At 41.7% G+C, this 21725-nt stretch carries 18 protein-coding genes; 7 read left to right on the top strand and 11 right to left on the bottom strand.

Annotated elements, in window-relative coordinates:
* Window positions 1-53: 53 nt before the first annotated feature.
* The 8 genes from ABFV72_RS05585 to rpmH all read right to left on the bottom strand — a co-directional run bounded on the left by ABFV72_RS05585 (window position 54) and on the right by rpmH (window position 7513).
* On the bottom strand, window positions 54-728 hold the full coding sequence (locus ABFV72_RS05585) for a riboflavin synthase (RefSeq protein ID WP_347162747.1): 675 nt from the start codon (window positions 726-728) through the stop codon (window positions 54-56).
* A gap of 432 nt (window positions 729-1160) precedes the next feature.
* Window positions 1161-2207 carry a bifunctional diaminohydroxyphosphoribosylaminopyrimidine deaminase/5-amino-6-(5-phosphoribosylamino)uracil reductase RibD gene (ribD, locus tag ABFV72_RS05580; protein WP_347162746.1) on the bottom strand — a complete coding sequence of 349 codons (1047 nt, stop codon included), beginning with the start codon at window positions 2205-2207 and terminating at the stop codon, window positions 1161-1163.
* A 126-nt stretch (window positions 2208-2333) separates the two neighbouring features.
* Window positions 2334-2792 (bottom strand): transcriptional regulator NrdR, encoded by a 459-nt coding sequence (nrdR, locus tag ABFV72_RS05575; protein ID WP_057762240.1) that lies wholly within the window; start codon window positions 2790-2792, stop codon window positions 2334-2336.
* Window positions 2793-2878: 86 nt separating this feature from the next.
* A complete protein-coding gene (gene mnmE, locus ABFV72_RS05570) occupies window positions 2879-4267 on the bottom strand; it encodes a tRNA uridine-5-carboxymethylaminomethyl(34) synthesis GTPase MnmE (protein ID WP_347162801.1) in 1389 nt (462 codons plus the stop codon).
* Window positions 4268-4547: 280 nt separating this feature from the next.
* Window positions 4548-6230, bottom strand: coding sequence for a membrane protein insertase YidC (gene yidC, locus ABFV72_RS05565; protein ID WP_160021025.1), 1683 nt, complete (start codon window positions 6228-6230; stop codon window positions 4548-4550).
* Window positions 6231-6445: 215 nt separating this feature from the next.
* Window positions 6446-6826, bottom strand: a complete 381-nt coding sequence (yidD, locus tag ABFV72_RS05560) for a membrane protein insertion efficiency factor YidD (protein WP_347162745.1) — start codon at window positions 6824-6826, stop codon at window positions 6446-6448.
* Window position 6827: 1 nt separating this feature from the next.
* Entirely contained in the window at window positions 6828-7199 is a 372-nt protein-coding gene (gene rnpA, locus ABFV72_RS05555; protein ID WP_347162744.1) for a ribonuclease P protein component, read from the bottom strand.
* Between the two features lie 179 nt (window positions 7200-7378).
* Window positions 7379-7513, bottom strand: coding sequence for a 50S ribosomal protein L34 (gene rpmH / locus ABFV72_RS05550; RefSeq protein ID WP_007394757.1), 135 nt, complete (start codon window positions 7511-7513; stop codon window positions 7379-7381).
* Between the two features lie 590 nt (window positions 7514-8103).
* Between rpmH and dnaA the strand changes: the two genes are divergently transcribed.
* The 5 genes from dnaA to ABFV72_RS05525 all read left to right on the top strand — a co-directional run bounded on the left by dnaA (window position 8104) and on the right by ABFV72_RS05525 (window position 16101).
* Entirely contained in the window at window positions 8104-9543 is a 1440-nt protein-coding gene (gene dnaA / locus ABFV72_RS05545; RefSeq protein ID WP_201547546.1) for a chromosomal replication initiator protein DnaA, read from the top strand.
* Between the two features lie 160 nt (window positions 9544-9703).
* Window positions 9704-10879, top strand: a complete 1176-nt coding sequence (dnaN, locus tag ABFV72_RS05540; protein WP_347162743.1) for a DNA polymerase III subunit beta — start codon at window positions 9704-9706, stop codon at window positions 10877-10879.
* A gap of 133 nt (window positions 10880-11012) precedes the next feature.
* Window positions 11013-12224 carry a DNA replication/repair protein RecF gene (gene recF / locus ABFV72_RS05535; RefSeq protein ID WP_347162742.1) on the top strand — a complete coding sequence of 404 codons (1212 nt, stop codon included), beginning with the start codon at window positions 11013-11015 and terminating at the stop codon, window positions 12222-12224.
* A 511-nt stretch (window positions 12225-12735) separates the two neighbouring features.
* A complete protein-coding gene (gene gyrB, locus ABFV72_RS05530; protein WP_347162741.1) occupies window positions 12736-15351 on the top strand; it encodes a DNA topoisomerase (ATP-hydrolyzing) subunit B in 2616 nt (871 codons plus the stop codon).
* Between the two features lie 126 nt (window positions 15352-15477).
* The gene (locus ABFV72_RS05525) at window positions 15478-16101 is read left to right on the top strand and encodes a manganese efflux pump MntP (RefSeq protein WP_347162740.1); all 624 of its coding nucleotides are present in this window, start codon (window positions 15478-15480) and stop codon (window positions 16099-16101) included.
* Window positions 16102-16207: 106 nt separating this feature from the next.
* On the opposite strand, the gene rlmF is transcribed toward ABFV72_RS05525, so the two are convergent.
* Both rlmF and ABFV72_RS05515 read right to left on the bottom strand, forming a co-directional pair.
* Window positions 16208-17245 (bottom strand): 23S rRNA (adenine(1618)-N(6))-methyltransferase RlmF, encoded by a 1038-nt coding sequence (gene rlmF, locus ABFV72_RS05520; RefSeq protein WP_347162739.1) that lies wholly within the window; start codon window positions 17243-17245, stop codon window positions 16208-16210.
* A gap of 87 nt (window positions 17246-17332) precedes the next feature.
* On the bottom strand, window positions 17333-18088 hold the full coding sequence (locus ABFV72_RS05515; protein WP_347162738.1) for a LysE family translocator: 756 nt from the start codon (window positions 18086-18088) through the stop codon (window positions 17333-17335).
* A gap of 229 nt (window positions 18089-18317) precedes the next feature.
* On the opposite strand from ABFV72_RS05515, the gene ABFV72_RS05510 reads away from it, so the two are divergent.
* A complete protein-coding gene (locus ABFV72_RS05510; RefSeq protein ID WP_290176641.1) occupies window positions 18318-19118 on the top strand; it encodes a crotonase/enoyl-CoA hydratase family protein in 801 nt (266 codons plus the stop codon).
* Between the two features lie 199 nt (window positions 19119-19317).
* Here ABFV72_RS05510 and ABFV72_RS05505 read toward each other — a convergent pair whose 3' ends face one another.
* On the bottom strand, window positions 19318-20136 hold the full coding sequence (locus ABFV72_RS05505; protein ID WP_347162737.1) for a hypothetical protein: 819 nt from the start codon (window positions 20134-20136) through the stop codon (window positions 19318-19320).
* Between the two features lie 366 nt (window positions 20137-20502).
* Between ABFV72_RS05505 and ABFV72_RS05500 the strand changes: the two genes are divergently transcribed.
* Window positions 20503-21663 (top strand): MalY/PatB family protein, encoded by a 1161-nt coding sequence (locus ABFV72_RS05500; RefSeq protein ID WP_347162736.1) that lies wholly within the window; start codon window positions 20503-20505, stop codon window positions 21661-21663.
* Window positions 21664-21725: the final 62 nt, after the last annotated feature.

Below are 21725 nucleotides of genomic sequence, written 5' to 3'. Positions count from 1 at the left end.
ATCGATAGGGTCAAAAACTTGGTACGAAGATAATATTTCGGTAAGCTTAATTGTTATTTCATAAACCCATTATCGGCCAAAAATGCTTCTGTGATTTGGCTTTGAGGGCTTGACGCGTTCATACCGCCAGTTTGAGATTTATTTAATAGACGCTCTAGATAACGGGCAACGATATCTACTTCAATATTGACTTTGTTACCTACTAACCAATGCTTAGCAATGTTCGTCACTTGAGCAGTATGCGGAATGATATTTAGAGAGACAATATTGTCACGCACTAAATTGGTCGTTAGGCTAATACCATCTACTGTGATAGAGCCCTTGGTCGCTGTATAGTGCGCTAGCTCTTGCGGTACCTCAATCTCAATATAGATAGAACGGGCATCTTGTTGTAATTTACTAACTACCCCTACTCCATCTACATGACCAGCTACTATATGACCACCAAAACGAGTTGTCGGTAGCATGGCTTTTTCTAGATTGACCGTATGACCTGCTTTTAACCCTTCTAATGCTGTTCTAGCAATAGTTTCACGTGAGACATCAACAGAGTAGTAGTTGCTTCCGAGCTCCACCACGGTTAAACAAATACCATTTGATGCAATAGAATCGCCTAGCTTCACGTCACTGAAATCCAAGTCATCAGACTCTACTGTCAAACGTATATCACCGCCTGTGGCCTGCATAGATTTAACTTTTCCAACGCTTTCTATAATTCCAGTAAACATATTATCCTCATCTCATTACAGTATTGCCGTTATAGGCGATATGTTTTAGTTTATCAAATCAGCTATCAATTCTTTATCACAATTTGCTCAAATAGCTGACAGTGAAACATCGTTAGATTTGACCTTCAATAGGATAGATTGTGGATAAGTAGGGATAAATCAATAGAGGTATAGCTATAACCCGCTATAAATACATAGTTATCCACAACGAATGCAAATTTCACATGAAGTATACTTACCTAGTAAAAAACCAATAAGTTATTGATTTTAAATAATATCCAATAAAAAACTCAAGATAAATATATCTTTTCCGTTTCATGTGAAACAAAGTTATACACAGTTCCATGTGAAACACGTAAATCAATGATAAATTTATCCACATTCTAAGCTTATTTTTATAGTTTGTGGACAACTTACTTATACGAAGAATATTTATAACGGTAGTAAAGTTAATTTGAGATCTGGGCCAAGCTGCTGATGACTTTCTATATCAAACCGTAACTGCTGAGCAAGGGACATAGGATTGAAATCAACCATTGGACGAGCGTCATCACCAAGTAAGCAAGGTGCTTGATATACGATTAACTCATCTACCAACTGTTGATTCAAAAAACTACCTGCAACGCTAGCACCCGCTTCCACCAATACATCATAGCAATGGTGTTCACTGACTAACTTAGCCAACAACGCCGGCAAATCATCTTCATGCCAATATATAGTATCTGGATGCTGACACAGCTGATAATCAGACTGTAGGCTGTGCTTTAAACGCTGACGCCTATCAAGTATGACTATTTTGGGATTAGGTATTTTCTCAGGCGGTACGTCCAGTTGTCTTGAACGCACATTGAGCTGTGGGTTATCAGTTATTACAGTTTCACTACCTGTAATAATCGCACCACTTTGTGCTCGTAGTTTTTGTACATCTTCGCGGGCAGCTGTCGAGGTAATCCACTTTGATTCACCAGATGCCATCGCTGTACGGCCGTCTAGACTGGTCGCTATTTTTAATCGTACATAGGGCATCTGAGTGCGCATAGCTTTTAGAAAACCACGGTTTAGTGCCTCTGCCTGCTCTGTTAGGACACCGACCGTTACCTCAATACCAGCTTGCTCTAATAGTTTCACACCGCGACCTGCGACCTGCGGATTTGGATCCAGACCTGCAATCACAACACGCTTTACCTTCGCAGCAACCAGCGCCAACGCACATGGCGGCGTACGGCCCGTATGACTACATGGCTCTAATGTAACGTAAGCAGTTGCCCCTGCTACCTGTGTAACAGCCTCGTTCAGCGCAAACACTTCTGCATGTGGTTCGCCAGCTTTAGGGTGAAACCCTTGACCAACAATCTGCTCTGCCTGAACAATAACGCAGCCTACTGTAGGATTCGGTCTAGTAGTATACAAACCGCGCTTCGCTTGTTCGATAGCAAGCATCATAAAGTAGCGGTCTTGAGCATGGCTTTGAATAGACATAAGGCTAGGCTTAATAAATGATTGATAGTTCTATATAAGAAAATAGGGTTTGAAAGCTGATTGGTAATTCTGATTAGTAATTGGGAATCACTTATCAACTAGGGCTTACTTAAAAGCTTGCTTCGCTTATTTTTCATTTGGACGAATATTGGCAATTTCCTGATGAAATGCATCGATATCTTGAAAGTCGCGATACACACTAGCAAAGCGTACATAGGCGACGTCATCCAAAGTTTTGAGTTCACTCATGATGATTTCACCCAAGACTTTACTACTGATTTCTCGCTCACCCATCTGCCTAACACGCTTTTCAATACGACTAATCATCGCCTCTTGTTCATCGATAGTAATAGGACGCTTTTGTAAAGGTAGTAAAATAGAACGGCGCAGCTTTTCATTATCGTAAGGTTCAATCTTGTTGCTCGATTTGATAATCCTTGGCATGACAACTTCTACCATCTCAAAAGTCGTAAAACGTTCTTGGCAGCTGTTACACGAACGGCGTCGACGCACTTGTGCCCCTTCCGCAGCAAGACGTGAGTCAATAACCTTGGTCTCTGACGCATTACAGTACGGACAGTGCATAGCATTTCCTTATTTTACGATTGAGAATAAGAGCAGTGTTTTCAAGATAGCTAATTCATTAAATAATTAAGAACACCGTTTACTAGTTATTTACCAATACAAAAGCTGCCGAATATCTTACCCAATAAGTCATCAGCGCTGAACTCACCTGTGATTTCACCCAAGCTCTGTTGGGCCTGACGTAAACTATCAGCAACTAATTCACCCGCTTCGAATACCGTTAATTGCTCATGAGCCTCTACCAAGAAATTAGCAGTTCGTCTAAGGGCATCTAAATGTCTGGTACGAGCGATTAAGCTATTTTCTGGTGGATGAAAGCCTACTTTCTCACATAATGCTTCGACTAAATCATCAATACCAATACCTGTTTCACATGAAACGTTAACTTGCTGATAACCTCTGTTCTTGATCTCAGCTTGGGTCATAGCAGCACTTTTTTCACTACTATTATCGCTCAATAAATCGCTCTTATTAGCAATGATAAGTAAGCGTTTAGCTTCTGGCAATTCACCAAATAACTGTTCAGCAAGCTGTAACGGTGTGCTCTCTTCTTCAACATCGCGAGTCACATCATAGACCATCAGTAGCATATCAGCCTGCGTGATGGCAGTACGGGCACGCTCAATTCCGATACGTTCCACAGTATCTTCTGTCTCACGTAGGCCTGCCGTATCGGTCAGATGTAGTGTCAAACCATTGAGTACAACTGTCTCTTGCAGCGTATCACGTGTAGTACCAGCGACATCAGTCACAATAGCACGCTCTTGCCCTGCAAGGCGGTTGAGCAAGCTAGATTTACCTGCGTTTGGCCTACCTGCTAGCACAACATGGATACCATCGCGCAAAAGCTGACCTTGCTTTGCCGTTGATAAAACTTGTTGTATCTTATCTTGCGTTTGCTCGAGTTTGCTTTGTATGACGCCATCAGACAAAAAATCCACGTCCTCTTCGTCGGGGAAATCAATCGCTGCTTCAACATGTAAACGAAGATGAATGAGTTGTTCTAATAACTGGTTAATCTTCTGTGAAAACTCACCGCTTAGTGAGCGAATTGCACTACTGGCCGCGGCAGCACTGGTCGCATCAATCGCATCGGCAATTGCTTCTGCCTGCACCAAGTCTAACTTATCATTATCAAAGGCACGGTAAGAGAACTCTCCTGCACTCGCTTGCTTGGCACCTAGCTCAAAAACTCGTGCAAGCAACTGGTTTTGTAAAATAACGCCGCCATGCCCTTGCAGCTCAATCACATCCTCGCCTGTGAATGAATGCGGACCTTTGAAAAACAAGACCAATCCCTCATCGATGACAGTGCCATCAGCCTGATAAAAACGACAAAAGCTGGCCATTCGCGGCGTAAAAGCAGACTTACCTGTTAGAGCGCATGCCATGTCGTAAACACGGCTCCCTGATAGACGTATGACACCCACACCCCCTCGCCCGAGCGGCGTTGCAATCGCAGCAATTGGGGCCAATCCAGATGTATTAGACTTTTCAGAAGAATTAGGTACGGCTAATGCTGTCTCTAAGGAATCCACAATGACTCTCAATGTTTAAAAGCTCCATTATAGACGTCTGGACTCATACTGACAAAGCAAACTTTGAAAGGTAGCCGCATCAGACATATTTTCGTTTTAATATTTATAAACTATGGATAATGTTGATAAGCTGTGGATAACATTTACCACTTATCCACCACCTATAAAAAAACCACCGCTTGCGCGATGGTTTTTTATATTTCTGACAAAGAATTAATTAATCGACTACTTTTACCGTACGACGCTTCTGCTCTTCATCTACTTTCTTATTGACGATATATTGCTGAGTCATACTAAACAAGTTGTTGACTGTCCAATATAAAACCAAACCTGCTGGGAAGAATAGCATGAACGCAGTAAAGATAATCGGCAAGAACTTCATGACTTTTGCTTGCATCGGATCTGCTGGCTGCGGGTTCAACTGCTGCTGTACAAACATCGACGCACCCATTAACAACGGCAAGATAAACCATGGATCCATCGCTGACAAATCTTGAATCCACAAAATCCATGGTGCATGACGCAGCTCAACACTCTCTACCAACACCCAATATAAAGCTAAGAAAATAGGCATCTGCATCAAGATTGGTAGACAACCCGCCATCGGATTGACTTTTTCTTCTTTGTATATCGCCATCATCTCTTGCGACATTTTCATACGATCATCGCCATGCTCTTCTTTGAGCACTTTGAGTCTCGGCGCAATGGCACGCATTTTAGCCATCGAGTAGTAGCTCTTATTAGAGAACCACATTAAGGCAATTTTTACTAAGATAGTCAGTAAAATAATTGACCAACCCCAGTTACCAACAACCTTATGCACACCTTCCAAGATAGCAAATAAGACCTTTGATATTGGCCATAGCAGACCATAATCAACTGTTTTGTTAAGGCCTACCGCAACGTCTTTTAGCTCAGACTGAACTTTTGGACCTGCATACAGCGTTGCATTTAAAGTAACTTGTTTGTTTGGTGCTACGTTCACTGGTTGGCTATTGAAGCCGATAAAGTAATCACTACCTGTTTCACGAGTGAAGAATTTGCCAGTGAAGTTTTCAGGCGTCCAAGCAGATACAAAGTAATGCTGTACGATACCAACCCAGCCTTTATCGCTAGTGGTCGTCAACTCGCCGTCACTAAAATCACCAAATTTCAGCTTATTATAAGGATCATCCGGTGTACCCCAAGCGCCGCCTAGATAAGTCGCCATGCTCAGTGCGCCTTTATCAGACATACCAGGGTCTTTACTATCATCACGCTTTAATTGCGCAAACATCTGACCTTGCCAAGCATTGGTAGACGCGTTTTGAATCTGATAGCTAATATCGATTGGATATTTATTTTCAGTAAAAGTGAAAGTCTTGGTAATCGTCACGCCGTCTTTCTTGTAAGTAAGTGGCACTGACAACGTTTGCTGTCCATCTTCCATCACATAATTGTTAGCAGTATGGTTATAAGTCGCTCTACCTTCTGCTGTATCAATACCGTTCTGACCAATAAGTCCAGATTGAGCCACATAAACACGGTTACTGTTGTTTTCTAACAATACGAAAGGCTTATCGCTATCGAGCGTTGCGTCATACTGCTTGAGCGCAGCATAAACAATATCACCACCTTCTGGATTGATTTTTATATCATAGCGATCAGTTGTTACCGTGATTAGACCAGCGTTTTTCGCAGGAGTCGCTGTCACAGCACTATTATCCACAGGTAATGTCTGTACCGGGATATCACCTGCTGCACCAGTAGTAGAAGGAATGTCAGCACCTACCGAACTCGTAGTTTCTGGCACCGCATCTACCGCTGGAGCATCGGCATAATCATCTCGCCATGCCAAAATCAGCAGATAAGCGGTAATTAGCATCGCAATGATGATCATCACCCGAAATATCTTTTGCATAAACCTTTCCTAGATTAAAAAATTAGGGAATGAAAAATTAGGGCATGTGTCATGACTGTACTACACAGCTGTCCTGTCACATTGCAACTGAATTAGTAGTCATTTACATAAAATGTGCATCATTTTACTAAAAATCTGTCTCAAATGATACCAAGAGTGTGGATAACTTGTGGGTAACTCAACAGAGTATCTATCTGAGACTAGAGAAAGCGACTTTATGTTGATTTCATCAAATGATTAAGCTGTGAAACATAGCTATTATTGTCTCGATAGACACCTAAACCCTGATTATCAGTATTTAATACATCAGTAAAAGATATGTATTGATAGTTATAAGAAGCTAAGGGTAAGGGTACAAAGTCTATGCCATGCCCACCTAATGGGTGACACCTGCTAAGACGTTTTAAAAGCAACCAACCACCCTTACGAGCGCCATGCCATGTTAAAGCTTGTTTGCCATAATTAGAGCATGTCGGATAATAACGACAACGTGCAGGTATTATAGGACTAACTATTTTTTGATAAAAAATTATTAAATTAAAAAACATATTATAGAAAATTTTATTTATATTTTTTATTTTAAAGAAAAATTTCATTTTATTTTTTTTCTATTTTTTTAAAGATATTAATTATTTGGTTTTTTAATTCTTCATTACCTATATCTTTAATAGATTTTTTTACAATAAAAACGATATCTTTATTTTCCATTTTAAAAGCTTTGGTACGGAACTCTTCACGTACATATCTTTTGATCAGATTACGAGCGACAGCAGTAGGTACTTTACGTTTAGTAATAGCCATACCGACTCGCGGCTGTGCATGCTCGTTGGCGCGTACAAAAGCCATTAAATGACTCTGATGAATCTTGCGCTCAGGTGCGTCAAATACTTCACGAAAGGCTGCAGGGGTAAGCAGGCGTTGCTGTTTAGTGAAACTAGCTGCAGGTGTATCTGATAGAGTATTGGACATAGTACAACCTAGTAGAATAACGATAGAAGAAATGATAACAAATTATAGAGACAAAAAAAGCGCCGATGCGGGCGCTTTTAATATATGGCTAAGTGTCAGTTGTGATGATTGACTATCGCAATCTATAAACAATAGGAACACAACAAGCACTATTAGCCATGCTTATCGCAATCTACTGATTATACAGTAAGGCGATGACGTCCTTTAGCGCGGCGACGAGCTAAGACCTGACGGCCTTTTTTAGTTGCCATACGAGCACGGAAACCGTGAGTACGTTTACGCTTGATCACGCTTGGTTGGAATGTACGTTTCATAACTCACCTATCAAAATAATGGACTAAATTCGTAATAACGGAGGATTATACCATTCAGTATAGTTTTGGTCAATAAACTAATTTGCTTTGTCCCCAAATATGAAATACCTCATACAAATCTAGTAAAGATATTTCCTTAAAATCTATTTCTAGTTAACCAAATTTTATAGTTATATATTCTATAATTTACAAAGTTATCCACAGGTTAGTTCAAACACTATAATAATAATTAATTAATATAAATATAGTATTGTTATTATTGGGGCCATGATTATCTGTGGTTAAGCCTATTTTCCTTTTTATTATCAATTTACTAGCCTATGGGTAAGCCTGTGGATAAACTGTGGGTTAAATATGGATAACTAGCTTGTGAAAGTTATGCACAAAACTGTCCACAGTCTTATCCACAAAAAACAAGGTTTTATCCACAGGGTATCTGTGTTAAATTAGGCGCTACTTGATATACACCTTCGTATAGGATATCAGTACGAACTCTTTGGTTAGCTGTTACGTGTAATATCGAGGCTTAGGTAGCAATTTATATTGCTAAAAAATAACTATTATTTCAGATTACAAGGTCAGTACTTTTCATGATAGACACAGCAAATATTTGGGATAAATGTCTAAACGATTTGCGTTATAACGTCAAAGACAACGTGTTTACTATGTGGCTGAGACCTCTGTCAGCTCATCAAGAAGCACAAACTTTGATTATTCTTGCTCCCAATGATTATTTTGTGACGTATATCAAGAAGAATCATCTTCAAGATATTCAGCAGTTGGTGACCAAACACAGTCAAGGTAGTATTGAAGAGGTCGTCGTACGTGTTGATAATGCTGGCCGCAATGCAGAAGATAACAGTCAATCAGGTTCTTTGTTTGTAGAAGACGAGGTCTCCCCTACCCCAACCGAACATAAATTTGAATCTATTCATCACAACAACGCAAAAGCAGATATCGAAGCGAACATGCGTCATACTGAGGCAGTTGAGTCTGCTGATACAAAATCATTAAGCTATCTGAACCCCGAATTTACTTTTGAAACCTTTGTTACAGGCAAGTCCAATAACTTGGCTTATAAGGCTTGTTATGAGCTTGGTAAGCGCCAATCAAAAAATCGTCACAATCCTTTATTTATATATGGCCCTTCTGGCTTGGGAAAAACGCATTTAATGCATTCTGTAGCTCATCGCTATTTAAAAAATAATCAAAGTTTTTATTATTTCACCTCTGAAAAATTTATAAATCAATTAGTTTATTCATTAAGAAATAATAAAATAGAAGATTTCAAAAAGAAAATAAAAAAAGTAGATTTATTAATTGTAGATGATATTCATGTATTGGCAGGAAAGACTAAAAGTAGTAATGAGTTTCTAACATTATTTGCAGATTTTACTAGTGGTGATAAACAGTTAATTTTGGCCTCTGATCGACATCCCTCCCAAATGACGGAATTTGATGAGCGATTTAGATCACGATTTTCTTGGGGGTTGACAGTCGCTGTTGATCCTCCTGAAATTGATACTCGAGTACAAATTCTGCAGAAAAAAGCGGCTTCTTACGGTATGGTATTGCCCAAAGAATGTGCGCTATTCATTGCGCAAAATGTGGTGTCTAATGTCAGACGTTTAGAAGGTGCTTTAAATCAGGTATTTGCCAATGCTAACTTAACAGGAGCACAGATTACTCTTGAGATGGTGCAATACGCACTAAAAGATATTGTTGCAATGCGTGTGCAGGCAGTGAATATGGATAACATCCGTAAGATAGTTGCTGAGTACTATGATGTCACGGTCAAAGATATCATGGGACGTAAGCGTACGCGTAGTATTGCAAGACCACGTCAAATAGCTATGGCTTTGTCGCGTGAATTAACAGGCGATAGCTTCCCTGAAATTGGTCAGTCGTTCGGTGGACGCGACCATACGACGGTGATGCACGCTTGCGATAAAGTAAATGAGTTAAGAGCAGCAGATCCTGCATTTGATAAGGATTATAAGACCCTAGCTCTGATGTTACAGGCAGGATAAAAGCGTTAGATATCGTTGTATTCTAGTAGATACAGATGGTATATAATATCGAAAACACAAGTGCACAGATGCTCTGTAGATTATCGTTAGCAGACAAGGTATTATTGAGTCATTACGACAAATTTTTATAAAAGAATCATTCAAATAAGAGTAACTAAGCATGCAATTATCGATCAATCGAGAATCGTTACTAAAAGCTATCAACTTGATCGCCAAAGCCGCTGATAAACGCCACAATATGGTTATATTGGGTAATATCAAGCTACAGCTATCAGAATCTGAGCTTATCTTAACAGCATCAGATTTAGAGGTAGAGCTGACATCGATATTGAAATTGCCTGCTGGTGCTTGTGTTGAAGCAGGTACAACGACGCTTCCTGCAACCAAGCTAAAAGATATTTGTAAATCGCTACCAGCGCAGGCGCAAGTTAATCTAGCAACTCAGGTAAATGAGCGTTGCTTGTTAACTAGTGGTAAGAGTCGTTTTACATTAGGGACACTACCAAGCGAAGACTATCCTAGCTTGGGTAACCCTGAAAATATCACACCTCTGACCATTAGCCGTAATCGTCTGACAGATTTGATTCATAAAACGCAGTTTGCGATGGCAATTCAAGATGTACGCTATTATTTAACAGGTATGTTGTTTGATGTTTCACAGCAGCAACTGACAACGGTAGCAACAGATGGTCATAGACTGGCATTAGCCCGTAGTGTGATCAATGTAAGTGCAGATCTCAATATGCAAGCTATCTTGCCACGTAAGGCAGTGATCGAACTTGAGCGTTTAGCTTCTGAGCTTGGTAAAATGCTGGGTGATCAGGACAACGCAGTTACCCTAAGTTTTGGCCGAGAGTTTTTACAAGTAAGTTTGCCATTTGGTGATGTTGATAGTGCAGGACAGGTCAGCCAAGATCTAATGGTGACGTTTACCGCACGTTTGATTGATGGTAAGTTCCCTGATTATCGCCGTGTGATGCCGAGTAATACTGATAAATTGGCTTTATTCAGTCAAGAAAAAATGACAGACGTACTACGTCGTGTTGCTATCTTGAGTAATGAAAAATCTCGTGGTGTGGTCTTTAATTTTGCCAGCGATGGTATGGTCGAAGTACGTGCCAACAATGCTGAGCAGGATGAAGCAGTCGAGATGATACAAGCTAAGTATCAAGGTGAGCCGATGGAGCTGTCGTTCAATGCTGCGTATCTGCAAGATGTATTAGGCGTCATCCAAGGCGATTTACAAATGCATATGAGCCAATCTAATGCCTCTGTATTGGTCAATCAACTAAATGATGAGTTCCATCAGTATGTCATTATGCCAATGCGTATATAGTGTGTTTTCTTTAGAAATAAACAAATTTGAATAAAGGCAGAACGTTTCAAAGAGTTTTTTTATACTGAATATTGATTTTTAACAAACTTTTGCCTGCCAAAATAGCAGGCTTTAATGGGCGGCTATCGATACCATGATTGAACGTCTACAAATATCTTATCTTAGAAACCTTACTCAAATTAGCTTAGAGTCTGCTGTTTGCAACATCATTATCGGTGCAAATGGTAGTGGTAAAACCTCGTTGCTCGAAGCTATATTCTTGTTATCAAGAGGTAAAAGCTTTCGTCATCACCAGCCAAAACGTTATATTCAGCATCATCAGAATAATACAACTGTTCATGCTAAGCTCAGTGATGGTCGTACTTTAGCTATTCAAAAGCAAGCAGATGCTACGACCATTTTACGCCTCAATCAAACCACTGTTTACAACCAGAGTATCTTAACAGAGCAGCTACCTACATTGCTGATAGATCCATCGACAATGGATATATTGGAGCAGGGAAGCGCTAGCCGTCGACAGCTGTTAGATTGGTTAGTGTTTCACATGAAACAAGGGTTTCATCCACAATGGATGGCTTACCAACGCCTCCTAAAACAGCGCAATAGTTTGCTAAAAAGCACTCGTCATTTAACTCAATTACAGCTTACTGAGCTAAAATCATGGGATAAAGGGTTGAGCAACCATGCTGCTTTGATTCATCATTATCGCGAGCAAGTATTTACTGAATGGCAGCCTTATTTTGCCAAGAGTATTGTACAGCTATTGCCTTCTTACGCTGAGCAACTGAGCCTGAGCTATAACGCTGGTTATGACACCAGTGTCGCGCTAGATGTGCAGCTTAATGAGCGGTTAGAGCAGGATTTGCAACTGGGATATACCCGTATAGGCAATCATCGTGCTGATATTCATGTGCATTGGCGTTCTGATGAGTCTATAAGCGACCAAACGACAGATGCCAGAACAGCAGCTTCAGCACATAGTGTTCAAACCAAATTACCGACTTTAAAAGAACAGGCAGCAAATGTATTGTCTCGCGGTGAAAAAAAGCTACTTATCACTGCACTGCGCCTATCGCAACTACCACTGTTGCTAAACGATGGGGAGCGCAGTAACTCACTCAATGATGAATTATCATCGAGAGCGACACCTGTTGTACTCCTAGATGATATCACTGCAGAATTAGATGATAGAGCTATAGAAATACTGCTATCGACCCTAGCTCAACTCCCTTGCCAAGTATTTATGACCAGTCTGACAGATGATATTTTACCTTTAGTTAATAAACTTTGGTCACAGCCGAATACGTTTCACGTGAAACAAGGAAAAATCTCATTTACTAACTAATATTTCATTCTTCTGCTTATACTTTTGATGATTACCCATCTACTTTAACTTCTCATTATTCAATACACTAGCCACTACTATTTGTCCTAACCGTTACTATGTTAAGACGACCTTTCACAGACCGTAAAACTCTCAGTAAACAGTGACTTAGAAGCAAAAAAATGTTAAAATGACCCTTTATTTTTGTCCTGTGCTCAGCAATTTATTTGATAGCATCATAGAAAAGATTTCTATTTTTTCATTATCTATAAGTCTTTGATAATTATGTATTTTATTTATTTCAATAGTTTTAACAACGGTTAGAAAAACAAAGACTATTACTAATAAATAATTTACTAATTTTATCTCTGTGCGGCCTTTTTTGAGGCTAACGGTGGTTAGTGGTTTAGCTGCTCATATGCACTTTAGATTATGAATAATAGACGTTAATTTTAAGATGCCATTATGTAGCGGACTTTTTATAAGTGCGCTAATCGTAAATGGCTGATTATGGCTAGATTAAGGAATGTACATGAGTGATTCATTACCTATTGACCACGAGCAATTGATAGACGACAGTGCTACTGAAGCCGCCGTGCCTACTGTAGTTTCAGAAGTATTGCCTTCTGATTATAGTTCTAAAGATATTCGCGTATTGCGTGGGTTAGAGGCCGTACGTGTGCGTCCTGGTATGTATATCGGTGATACCGATGATGGCACAGGCTTGCATCATATGGTCTTTGAGGTAGTGGATAACTCTATCGATGAGGCGCTGGCTGGTCACTGTGATCAGATTGATATCGTTATTCACGAAGACGAATCTGTCAGTGTGATGGATAATGGTCGCGGTGTGCCTGTTGATATCCACCCAGAAGAGGGTGTATCAGCAGCTCAGGTTATTATGACTGTCTTGCATGCAGGCGGTAAGTTCGATGACAATAGCTATAAAGTATCAGGTGGCCTGCACGGTGTAGGTGTATCAGTAGTTAACGCTCTGTCTCAAAAGCTTGAGATGAATATCTGGCGTGAAGGCTATCATTATCATCAGACTTATACTGATGGCGTACCTGATAGCGATATCCAACAGATGGAAGCAACCGATCAGACGGGCACACAAATCCGCTTTTACCCTAGCAGTGATGTGTTTACTGGTACGATCTTTGAGTACGACATCTTAGCAAAACGCTTACGTGAGCTGTCATTTTTGAACTCTGGTGTGCGTATTGTTTTGACTGATGAGCGTATTGATAAGCGTCATGAGTTTGAGCATAAAGGTGGCTTGCTAGAGTTTGTTAGTTACATCAATGCTGGTAAAGACGGTATCAATGAAGTATTCCATTTTACCAGTCAGCAAGACGACGGTATCAGTGTCGAGGTTGCGCTGCAATGGACTGATACTTACAACGAAAAAGTGCTGTGCTTTACCAATAATATTCCGCAAAAAGATGGTGGTACGCATCTATCAGGTTTCCGCTCAGCACTTACACGCGGCTTAAATAGCTATATGGATCGCGAGAACCTATTCAAAAAAGAAAAGGTTGCTGCGACTGGTGATGATGCTCGTGAAGGTTTGACGGCTATTGTCTCGGTGAAAGTGCCGGATCCGAAATTCTCAAGTCAGACCAAAGACAAGCTAGTCTCAAGCGAAGTGAAATCTGCTGTTGAATCAGCGATGCATGATAAGTTCAATGACTATCTGCTAGAGAATCCAACGGCGGGTAAAGCCATTGCTAATAAAATTATGGAAGCAGCAAGGGCGCGTGACGCCGCTCGTAAAGCGCGTGAAATGACCCGTCGCAAGACAACTCTAGACATCGCAGGTCTGCCCGGTAAACTTGCTGATTGCCAAGAAAAAGATCCTGTACTATCTGAGCTATATATTGTGGAGGGTGACTCTGCAGGTGGCTCAGCTAAACAAGGTCGTAGCCGTAAGACTCAAGCGATTTTGCCACTGAAAGGTAAAATTCTAAACGTTGAGCGTGCGCGCTTTGACAAGATGCTATCGTCTGCTGAAGTGGGTAACCTGATTACGGCATTGGGTTGTGGCATTGGCCCTGACGAATATAATCCAGATAAAGTACGCTATCACAAAATTATCATCATGACCGATGCCGATGTTGATGGGTCACATATTCGTACCTTGCTGCTGACTTTCTTCTTCCGCCAAACGCCTGAATTGATCGAGCGTGGTTATATTTATATCGCTCAGCCACCGCTTTATAAGGTGAAAAAAGGTCGTCAAGAGCTATACCTAAAGGATGACGAAGCGCTTAAAGCGTATCTATTGTCATCAACGATTGACAATACGAAGCTACACATCAGTGCTGATGCGCCTGCCATTACTGGGCAAGCGCTTGAGACGTTGCTGAATGATTATAACCAAACGCAGTTGATCAAAGCGCGTTTGCAGATTCGCTTCCCAGCGGTAATTTTGGACGCATTGACGCATACGCCAAAACTTAGCACTGACATGACTTATGATGAGTCTGCCATGCAGGATTGGAAAGCATCGATGCAGACTAAGCTTGATCACTTCGGTAGCGATCTAAGCCCTGAGATTGAACTGGTTAATATCCATGCGCCGCAGCCAAAAAATATGGATGCAGCCGCAGCAGATCTATTGGGTATGACGCCAGTAGTAGGTACTGAAGACGGCGAAGCGTCAGATAGTGAGGCTTTATCTGCCAAGGCTCAATGGCTACCACGCGTCACGGTATACGTGCATCAACTGGCACACCATTACCTGTTAGATGCTAGCTTTATCAACTCGGGTGAGTATGGCAAACTGCTACGTTTATCAAGTGAATGGAATACGTTGCTTGAGAGCGATGCCTTTATTCGCCGTGAAGCAAGTGCGGGCACAACGAAAGATATCCCAGTGCGTGACTTTGATTACCTATGGCAACAAATGATGCTGGATGCACGTCGTGGTCTAGCTATCCAGCGTTACAAAGGGCTAGGTGAGATGAACGCCGACCAGCTGTGGGATACAACGATGGATCCTGAAAACCGTCGTATGCTACGCGTCACTATCGAAGATGCTATCGCCGCTGACCATATGTTTACCTGTTTAATGGGTGACCACGTTGAGCCGCGTCGTATCTTCATTGAAGAAAATGCGCTAACAGTATCGAACTTAGATATCTAAATTTGAAATTGGTTACTGACAATTTATAAAAATACCGCTTTGATATTCAAGGCGGTATTTTTGTTTCACGTGAAACTCATTTGTTAGCGTTACTATTACCTAATAATTATAATCTGTGGAAATCAAATGGTTGAAGTAATTTTACTCGCTATTGCTTTAGCAATGGATGCGTTTGCAGTGTCAATAGGGTTGGGTGCTAAGGCTCAAAAATACAGTCATCAATATGTACTGCGCTTGGCTATCTATGCTGCGCTTTACTTTGGTATCGCTCAGGGTGTCATGCCTCTTATCGGATACTTATTAGGTGCGGCAATGTTGGGTTGGTTGGCCGCTGCCGCACCTTGGATTGGCGGTACTATATTGATTGCTCTAGGTGGCAAAATGCTTTACGAAGTGTTTACTGCTGATGAGTCAGATGATGACAGTGATGATCTAGACGTCAATGATGATATTAACACTGATAGTGATACAGTAACAGCCACGAGTAAGCATGGACATATCAATCATCGCACTATGTTTACGTTAGCAGTTGCAACCAGTATTGATGCAATGGCAGCAGGGTTTACGCTGAATTTATTGGCACTGAACGCGTGGTTAGCCTGCCTTATTATCGCTATAGTAACCGCTATATTTGGCTGGCTTGGGATCTATTTGGGACGTCGCTCAGGTACATGGCTAGAGGATAAGGCTGAAGCATTGGGCGGTATCGTGCTTATAGCGATTGGTCTAAAAGTGATGTTCTTCAGTTAATTTATTTAGTTTTTTACTAAGTATTTATAAAAAAGCACCGCTTTGGATATCAAAACGGTGCTTTTTTGTTTCACGTGAAACTTAGACTATTAATTTTACTTATCGATTATTCTTCGTCAGTGTCGAAGCGCCAAGCTAGTACGCGAGTGCTTTTTTGACCTTGGCTCATTTCAATAATACGCATTTGAGCGACGTTTAGCTGCTTTAATAATAATTGCAATGGCTTCACGTTTTCAGATTTTGATACTAATGTTGTGAACCAACCAACGTGTTCTGCAAAGCTCTGGCTTTCTTTAGCCATTTTGGTCAAGAACGCAATTTCGCCACCTTCACTCCATAGCTCTTTGTGCTGACCGCCAAAGTTCAGGTTTTGCGCAGCGTTGCCTGATTTGGTTGAGCTACGGCTGATTTGCTCGCTTTCATTCTTACCACGATGGCGCTGCAAATTGTGCTGCTTTCGGCTATTGGCTTCCATTGCTTCTTCTAATGAAGCATGAAACGGAGGGTTACAAACCACGACGTCAAAATAATCTTGACGACCAATGATGTTTTTAAAGATAAACTTAGGCTCAGGCTGCAGCTTTACTTTGACCGCACTTTTCAGCTTTGGATTGGCTTCACAAATCAGCGCTGCGGTATTGACCGATATAGGATCAATGTCACTTGCCGTGAAGCGCCAGCCATAGCTCTGACTACCAACGATAGGATAGATCGCACTCGCACCAGTACCGATATCAAGGGCGTGAATTTCCTTACCCGTTGGCGGTGTGTTATCGGCATTTACGTGAGTGGTTTGCGCCAACAAGTCCGCGATATAGTGAATATAATCGGCACGTCCAGGAATAGGCGGGCATAGATATCCTTCAGGAATATCCCAAAATTTAACACCGTAATAGTTCGCCAACAGTGCTTTATTTAGCACGCGAACAGCCTGATGATCCGAGAAGTTAATCGTCGACTCACCTTTAGGATTGGTAATGGTATGGTCAGCAAGCTCGGGTAAGGCACGAGTCAGTACCGAAAAGTCATAACGACCTTGGTGCGGGTTGCGTGGGTGCAGCTGACCGAGTTTCTTTGCGGTCGCAGGAGATCTGTTTCTGTGTTTACTATTTGCAGGGTTACGGGTCATGGGCTTACTTGTCATAATGTCAGGCTACGATATATGGATATAAGTAACCAGTGTAGCAGATTTCGCAGGTTGCTAATTGTTTATCCGCGCTTTATCGGTCGCTTATCGATGGCGCAATATCAAGTTAAGCCCTAATACGATCATCGCAGTACCCAATACGCGGTCGATCCAATGCTCAAATCTTTGGAAGCGTCGATGTACCGCAGGGATAGAGAGTAGCATGACGACCGTACTAAACCACGACATCTGTAACACCATCATCCATACACCATAAATAGCCAATTGCCAAAGCGGTATATCAGGCGACAATACAAGAGTAAAAATAGCTACAAAATAGACAGGCGCTTTTGGATTAAAGACATTACAAAGAAATCCGCGACGTAACGTAGCAAAGGTAGATTCACCATTGCTAGGTAACTCTTGGGTAGAGATATCTTTGGCTGCAGGTGTGGTCTGGCTAGTAAGCAAATCTTGTGAAACGTGAGTACTTGGACCCACTTGTGAGTCTGCTTTTTCTAAAGGATGTGTTTTTTCTAAATGATGAGCTGTGTCTAAATCCGCTGGCTTTTTAGGCTTAGCTTGGATACCTTGCCAACCTAAATAAATTAGATAGCCGCCACCTAACCATTTAATAGTAGTCAATAACGGCTGCGAATGAGCAATGACAGTCGCCAGTCCTAATACAGAATAGATAATATGAACGGCAAGACCCAAGGTAATACCGAGACTACAAATCAAACCTGTGCGTCGACCTTTTGCTAATGTCTGCTGCGAGACTAAGACAAAATCAGGGCCAGGTGAGGCCGCAGCCAATAGATGTACGCTAGTGATGAGTAAAAAACCGTGCCAAAATTCCATAAAATACTCTGAACCATACTTAGACCTGCAACATAGTTGCACTTATCGTAAATAAGGTCAACTTTTATCGATTTTTGCACTATGCGAGTCATCTCTATGGCTTGTGTTATAGAACGAGGGTGTCTATATTAAAGGTGACTTATTACTCAATCTCTACCGATAAATTATCGAGATTTGACTATATAACTATTTATCAAACGCCAATGATTATTTTAACAAGGATGGAACCATGACTACGGATAGTAACGCCACAGAAAACCGCATCACTTATAACACGCAAGGCCATGTTTGCCTTGTCGGGCTAAACCGTGCCAATAAACGCAACGCCTTTGACAGTCATATGATTGCTCAACTGTCTGACGCCATGACCCGTTACGAGGCGGACGATAACTTACGCTGTGCGCTGATATTTGCCCATGGTGATCACTTTACCGCTGGGCTAGATTTGGTAGAGCTACAAGACAAGCTAAACGATGGCGTGTTTGAGTTTAATGACGATCAAATCGATCCATGGGGAATTAGTGGGAAACTACGTACCAAACCCGTGGTCGTCGCGGTAAAAGGTACTTGCTTCACGGTAGCTATCGAGCTGATGTTAAACAGCGACGTGGTGATCGCTAGTGATAACTGTAACTTTGCACAGATGGAAGTCCAGCGCGGCATCATGCCATTTGGCGGGGCAACGGTACGTTTTGTAGCCGCTGCTGGCTGGCAAAAAGCCATGCCGTATCTACTCACTGGTAAAGCATTCGATGCGCAAACGGCTGATAGACTGAATTTGGTCAGCGAAGTCGTGGCAAATGGGTCTGAATATGAGCGTGCATTGACGCTGGCACAAGAGATCTGTAAAGCCGCGCCTTTGGGTGTGAGAGGGGCGTTGTCATCAGCACAAGATGCCAGCCGTAATGGCGCAGCAACGGCATTGGCCAATATCCATAGCTATCTGCCGCCGCTGTTCCATTCAGAAGATGCCAAAGAAGGTGTGATGGCGATGGTTGAGAGACGTGAGGCTGAGTTCAAGGGCCGTTAATATTAATACAGTTTAAGAGTTATTGCTCATACACAAAAGATAAAAGGTCGATATGTGGAGTTATCTTTTAAACTTTCATAAAAGTCCTATTTAGTCGAACATACCATCCAAAAAAACCTCGCAATCGCGAGGTTTTTTGTTTTATCGAGTATGACTGGCTATAACGACACCAGCGGCAGTGTTAACTGCCCAACTATAATTATTTAGCTTTTTGGTAGTAATCAACCATCATCGTACCTAAAGTGCCGTTGTCATCGATTGTGACGATTCTGACCGTACCTGATTGTGCTGCGGTACTCGACTGGACTTGTCCAGCGTTACCTAAGACGACTTGGTTGTCTTTAGACGCCTTTGCCTCATTACCAATAGCGATGCTGTTCATGCCGCCTGCCATAGATTTATTACCGACTGCGACCGAGGTTGCGCCTTGTGCCATAGCTGCTTCACCGACAGCGGTAGAGCGCATACCACTTGCATTGGCTAGGTGACCGAATGCTTGTGCGCGTTCAGCGGTAGCTTTTGACTGCCAACCGATAGAGGTTGATCCTAGACCAGCAGCATTGGCTTCACCGCCAACGGCAGTGGCTGAGTTTAGACCTGCATTGGCTTTATTACCGACAGCAACCGTATCGTTATTTCCACCTGCCATAGCTGCTTCACCGACAGCGGTAGAGCGCACACCACTTGCATTGGCTAGATGACCAAAAGCTTGCGCACGTTCGGCAGTGGCTTTTGATTGCCAACCGATAGAGGTTGAGCCTAGACCAGCAGCGTTCGCTTGACCGCCAACGGCAGTAGCTGAGTTTAATCCTGCATTGGCCTGACTACCGATGGCAACGGTATCATTGGTGCCGCTAGTCGTGGCAGCATTGCCGAGAGTGATAGCAGTGCTGCTAGTTACGTTTGCAGTTTGATGGTCAGTTCCTGTTGCCATAGCAGTGCAAGAAGCGGTTGCGGCAATGGCAAAGGTAAGGGCACTAATCTTTAGTACTGATTTCGGTAAAAAGTCCATTTTCATTCTTCATTCCTTTTTGTTAGCCTTGATGGCTTATTAGATAGTTTGGGTAGATGTTGATAGATTATAATCATGGCAACATCAGCGCACTTTGGCATAAATAACTTTATCATAGATAGAGTCCGAAACCTTAATGTAGCATTAATTTTTAATCATTATTGAAATAAAGTTTACTTTATATCTTTGACGGTTATTTAAGCCGATAAATGGATATTTAGGGTCTAAAATCACTTTAATTCTTTGTGAAAAATTGAATGCGCCTTAATCTACTAGAGCAGATAGCGTAGCGTATATTGATAATACAATGCATATATTGTGCTGTGTTTTTGACGTTCCAAACCATTATTATTCCAAATAAGAAGAGTACCAATGCAATATAACTTTGATGAAATAATCGACAGACGCGATACCGGTTCACTCAAGTGGCACTATAGCGATGACACGATTGCGCTATGGGTAGCAGATATGGATTTTAAGGCTGCCACACCGATATTAAGTGCGGTTGAGCAAGTCATGCAGCATGGCATCTTGGGTTATACCAAACCTACTGACGCTTTATATGACTCAATTATTAACTGGCATGGCAGTCGTTATGACTTGCAGTTAGAGAAGCAAAATATCTTGTTTTCCCCTGGTGTCGTGCCAAGCCTAGCGCTGATGATGAATGTCTTTACCAAGGTAGGCGAAGCAGTATTGGTCAACGATCCTATCTATACACCCTTTATGAGCAAGGTTGAGCAAAATGGTCGCAAGCTTGTACTTTCTACACTGAAGGAAGTCGAAGGTAAATATCATCTGAACTTGGTTGATATCGAAGCTAAAATCATCGAGCATGAGGTTAAGCTTTATCTACTGTGCAATCCGCATAATCCTGGCGGGCGCGTATGGACGAGGGACGAGCTAGAAGCGCTACTTGCGATTTGCAGAAAGCATAATGTGGCAATTGTGAGTGATGAAATTCATCAAGATTTAACCCTGACTGGTCATACTTTTACGCCATTTCTGACGCTGGCAGAAGGCTATGAGCACAACGTCGTCAGCCTGACTTCGATGACCAAAACCTTCAACATCGCAGGTATCAAAGGCTCGATGATATTTGCTAAAGATAAAGCGCTAATCAGAAAAATCAGTCAGCAGCAGCAATTAAATGATGAGTACGAGCTGAATTTATTTGCATATACAGCCATGCGTAGTGCTTACGAGCACGGCGGTGAGTGGCTAGAGCAGGCGCTTAGTTATATCGAGGCCAATATTGAATTGACCGTGCAGTTTTTAAATGAGTATTTGCCTGATATTAAAATCATGCGCCCAGAAGCATCGTACCTAATTTGGCTAGATTGCTCAGCGTATAGTCAAGACGATCAGGCGCTGTATGATGCGCTTAGAGCTGCTAAAGTTGAGCTAAACGCTGGTATTAAATATGGTGAGGAAGGACATTTAAAAATGCGTTTAAATGTGGCTTGTCCTAAAGAGATATTGATAGAAGGGTTGAATCGTATGCGTACAGCCTTTAGAGATAGCCTTAAATAGAGCATCAAACAGATATAAAATGTGAGTTAGATATTTGCACTTATGCACTAGTCTGAAAGTTA

It is taken from the genome of Psychrobacter proteolyticus, from assembly GCF_039762275.1.
Lineage (GTDB): Bacteria > Pseudomonadota > Gammaproteobacteria > Pseudomonadales > Moraxellaceae > Psychrobacter > Psychrobacter proteolyticus_C.
This window is presented reverse-complemented; position numbering and strand designations above follow the sequence as displayed.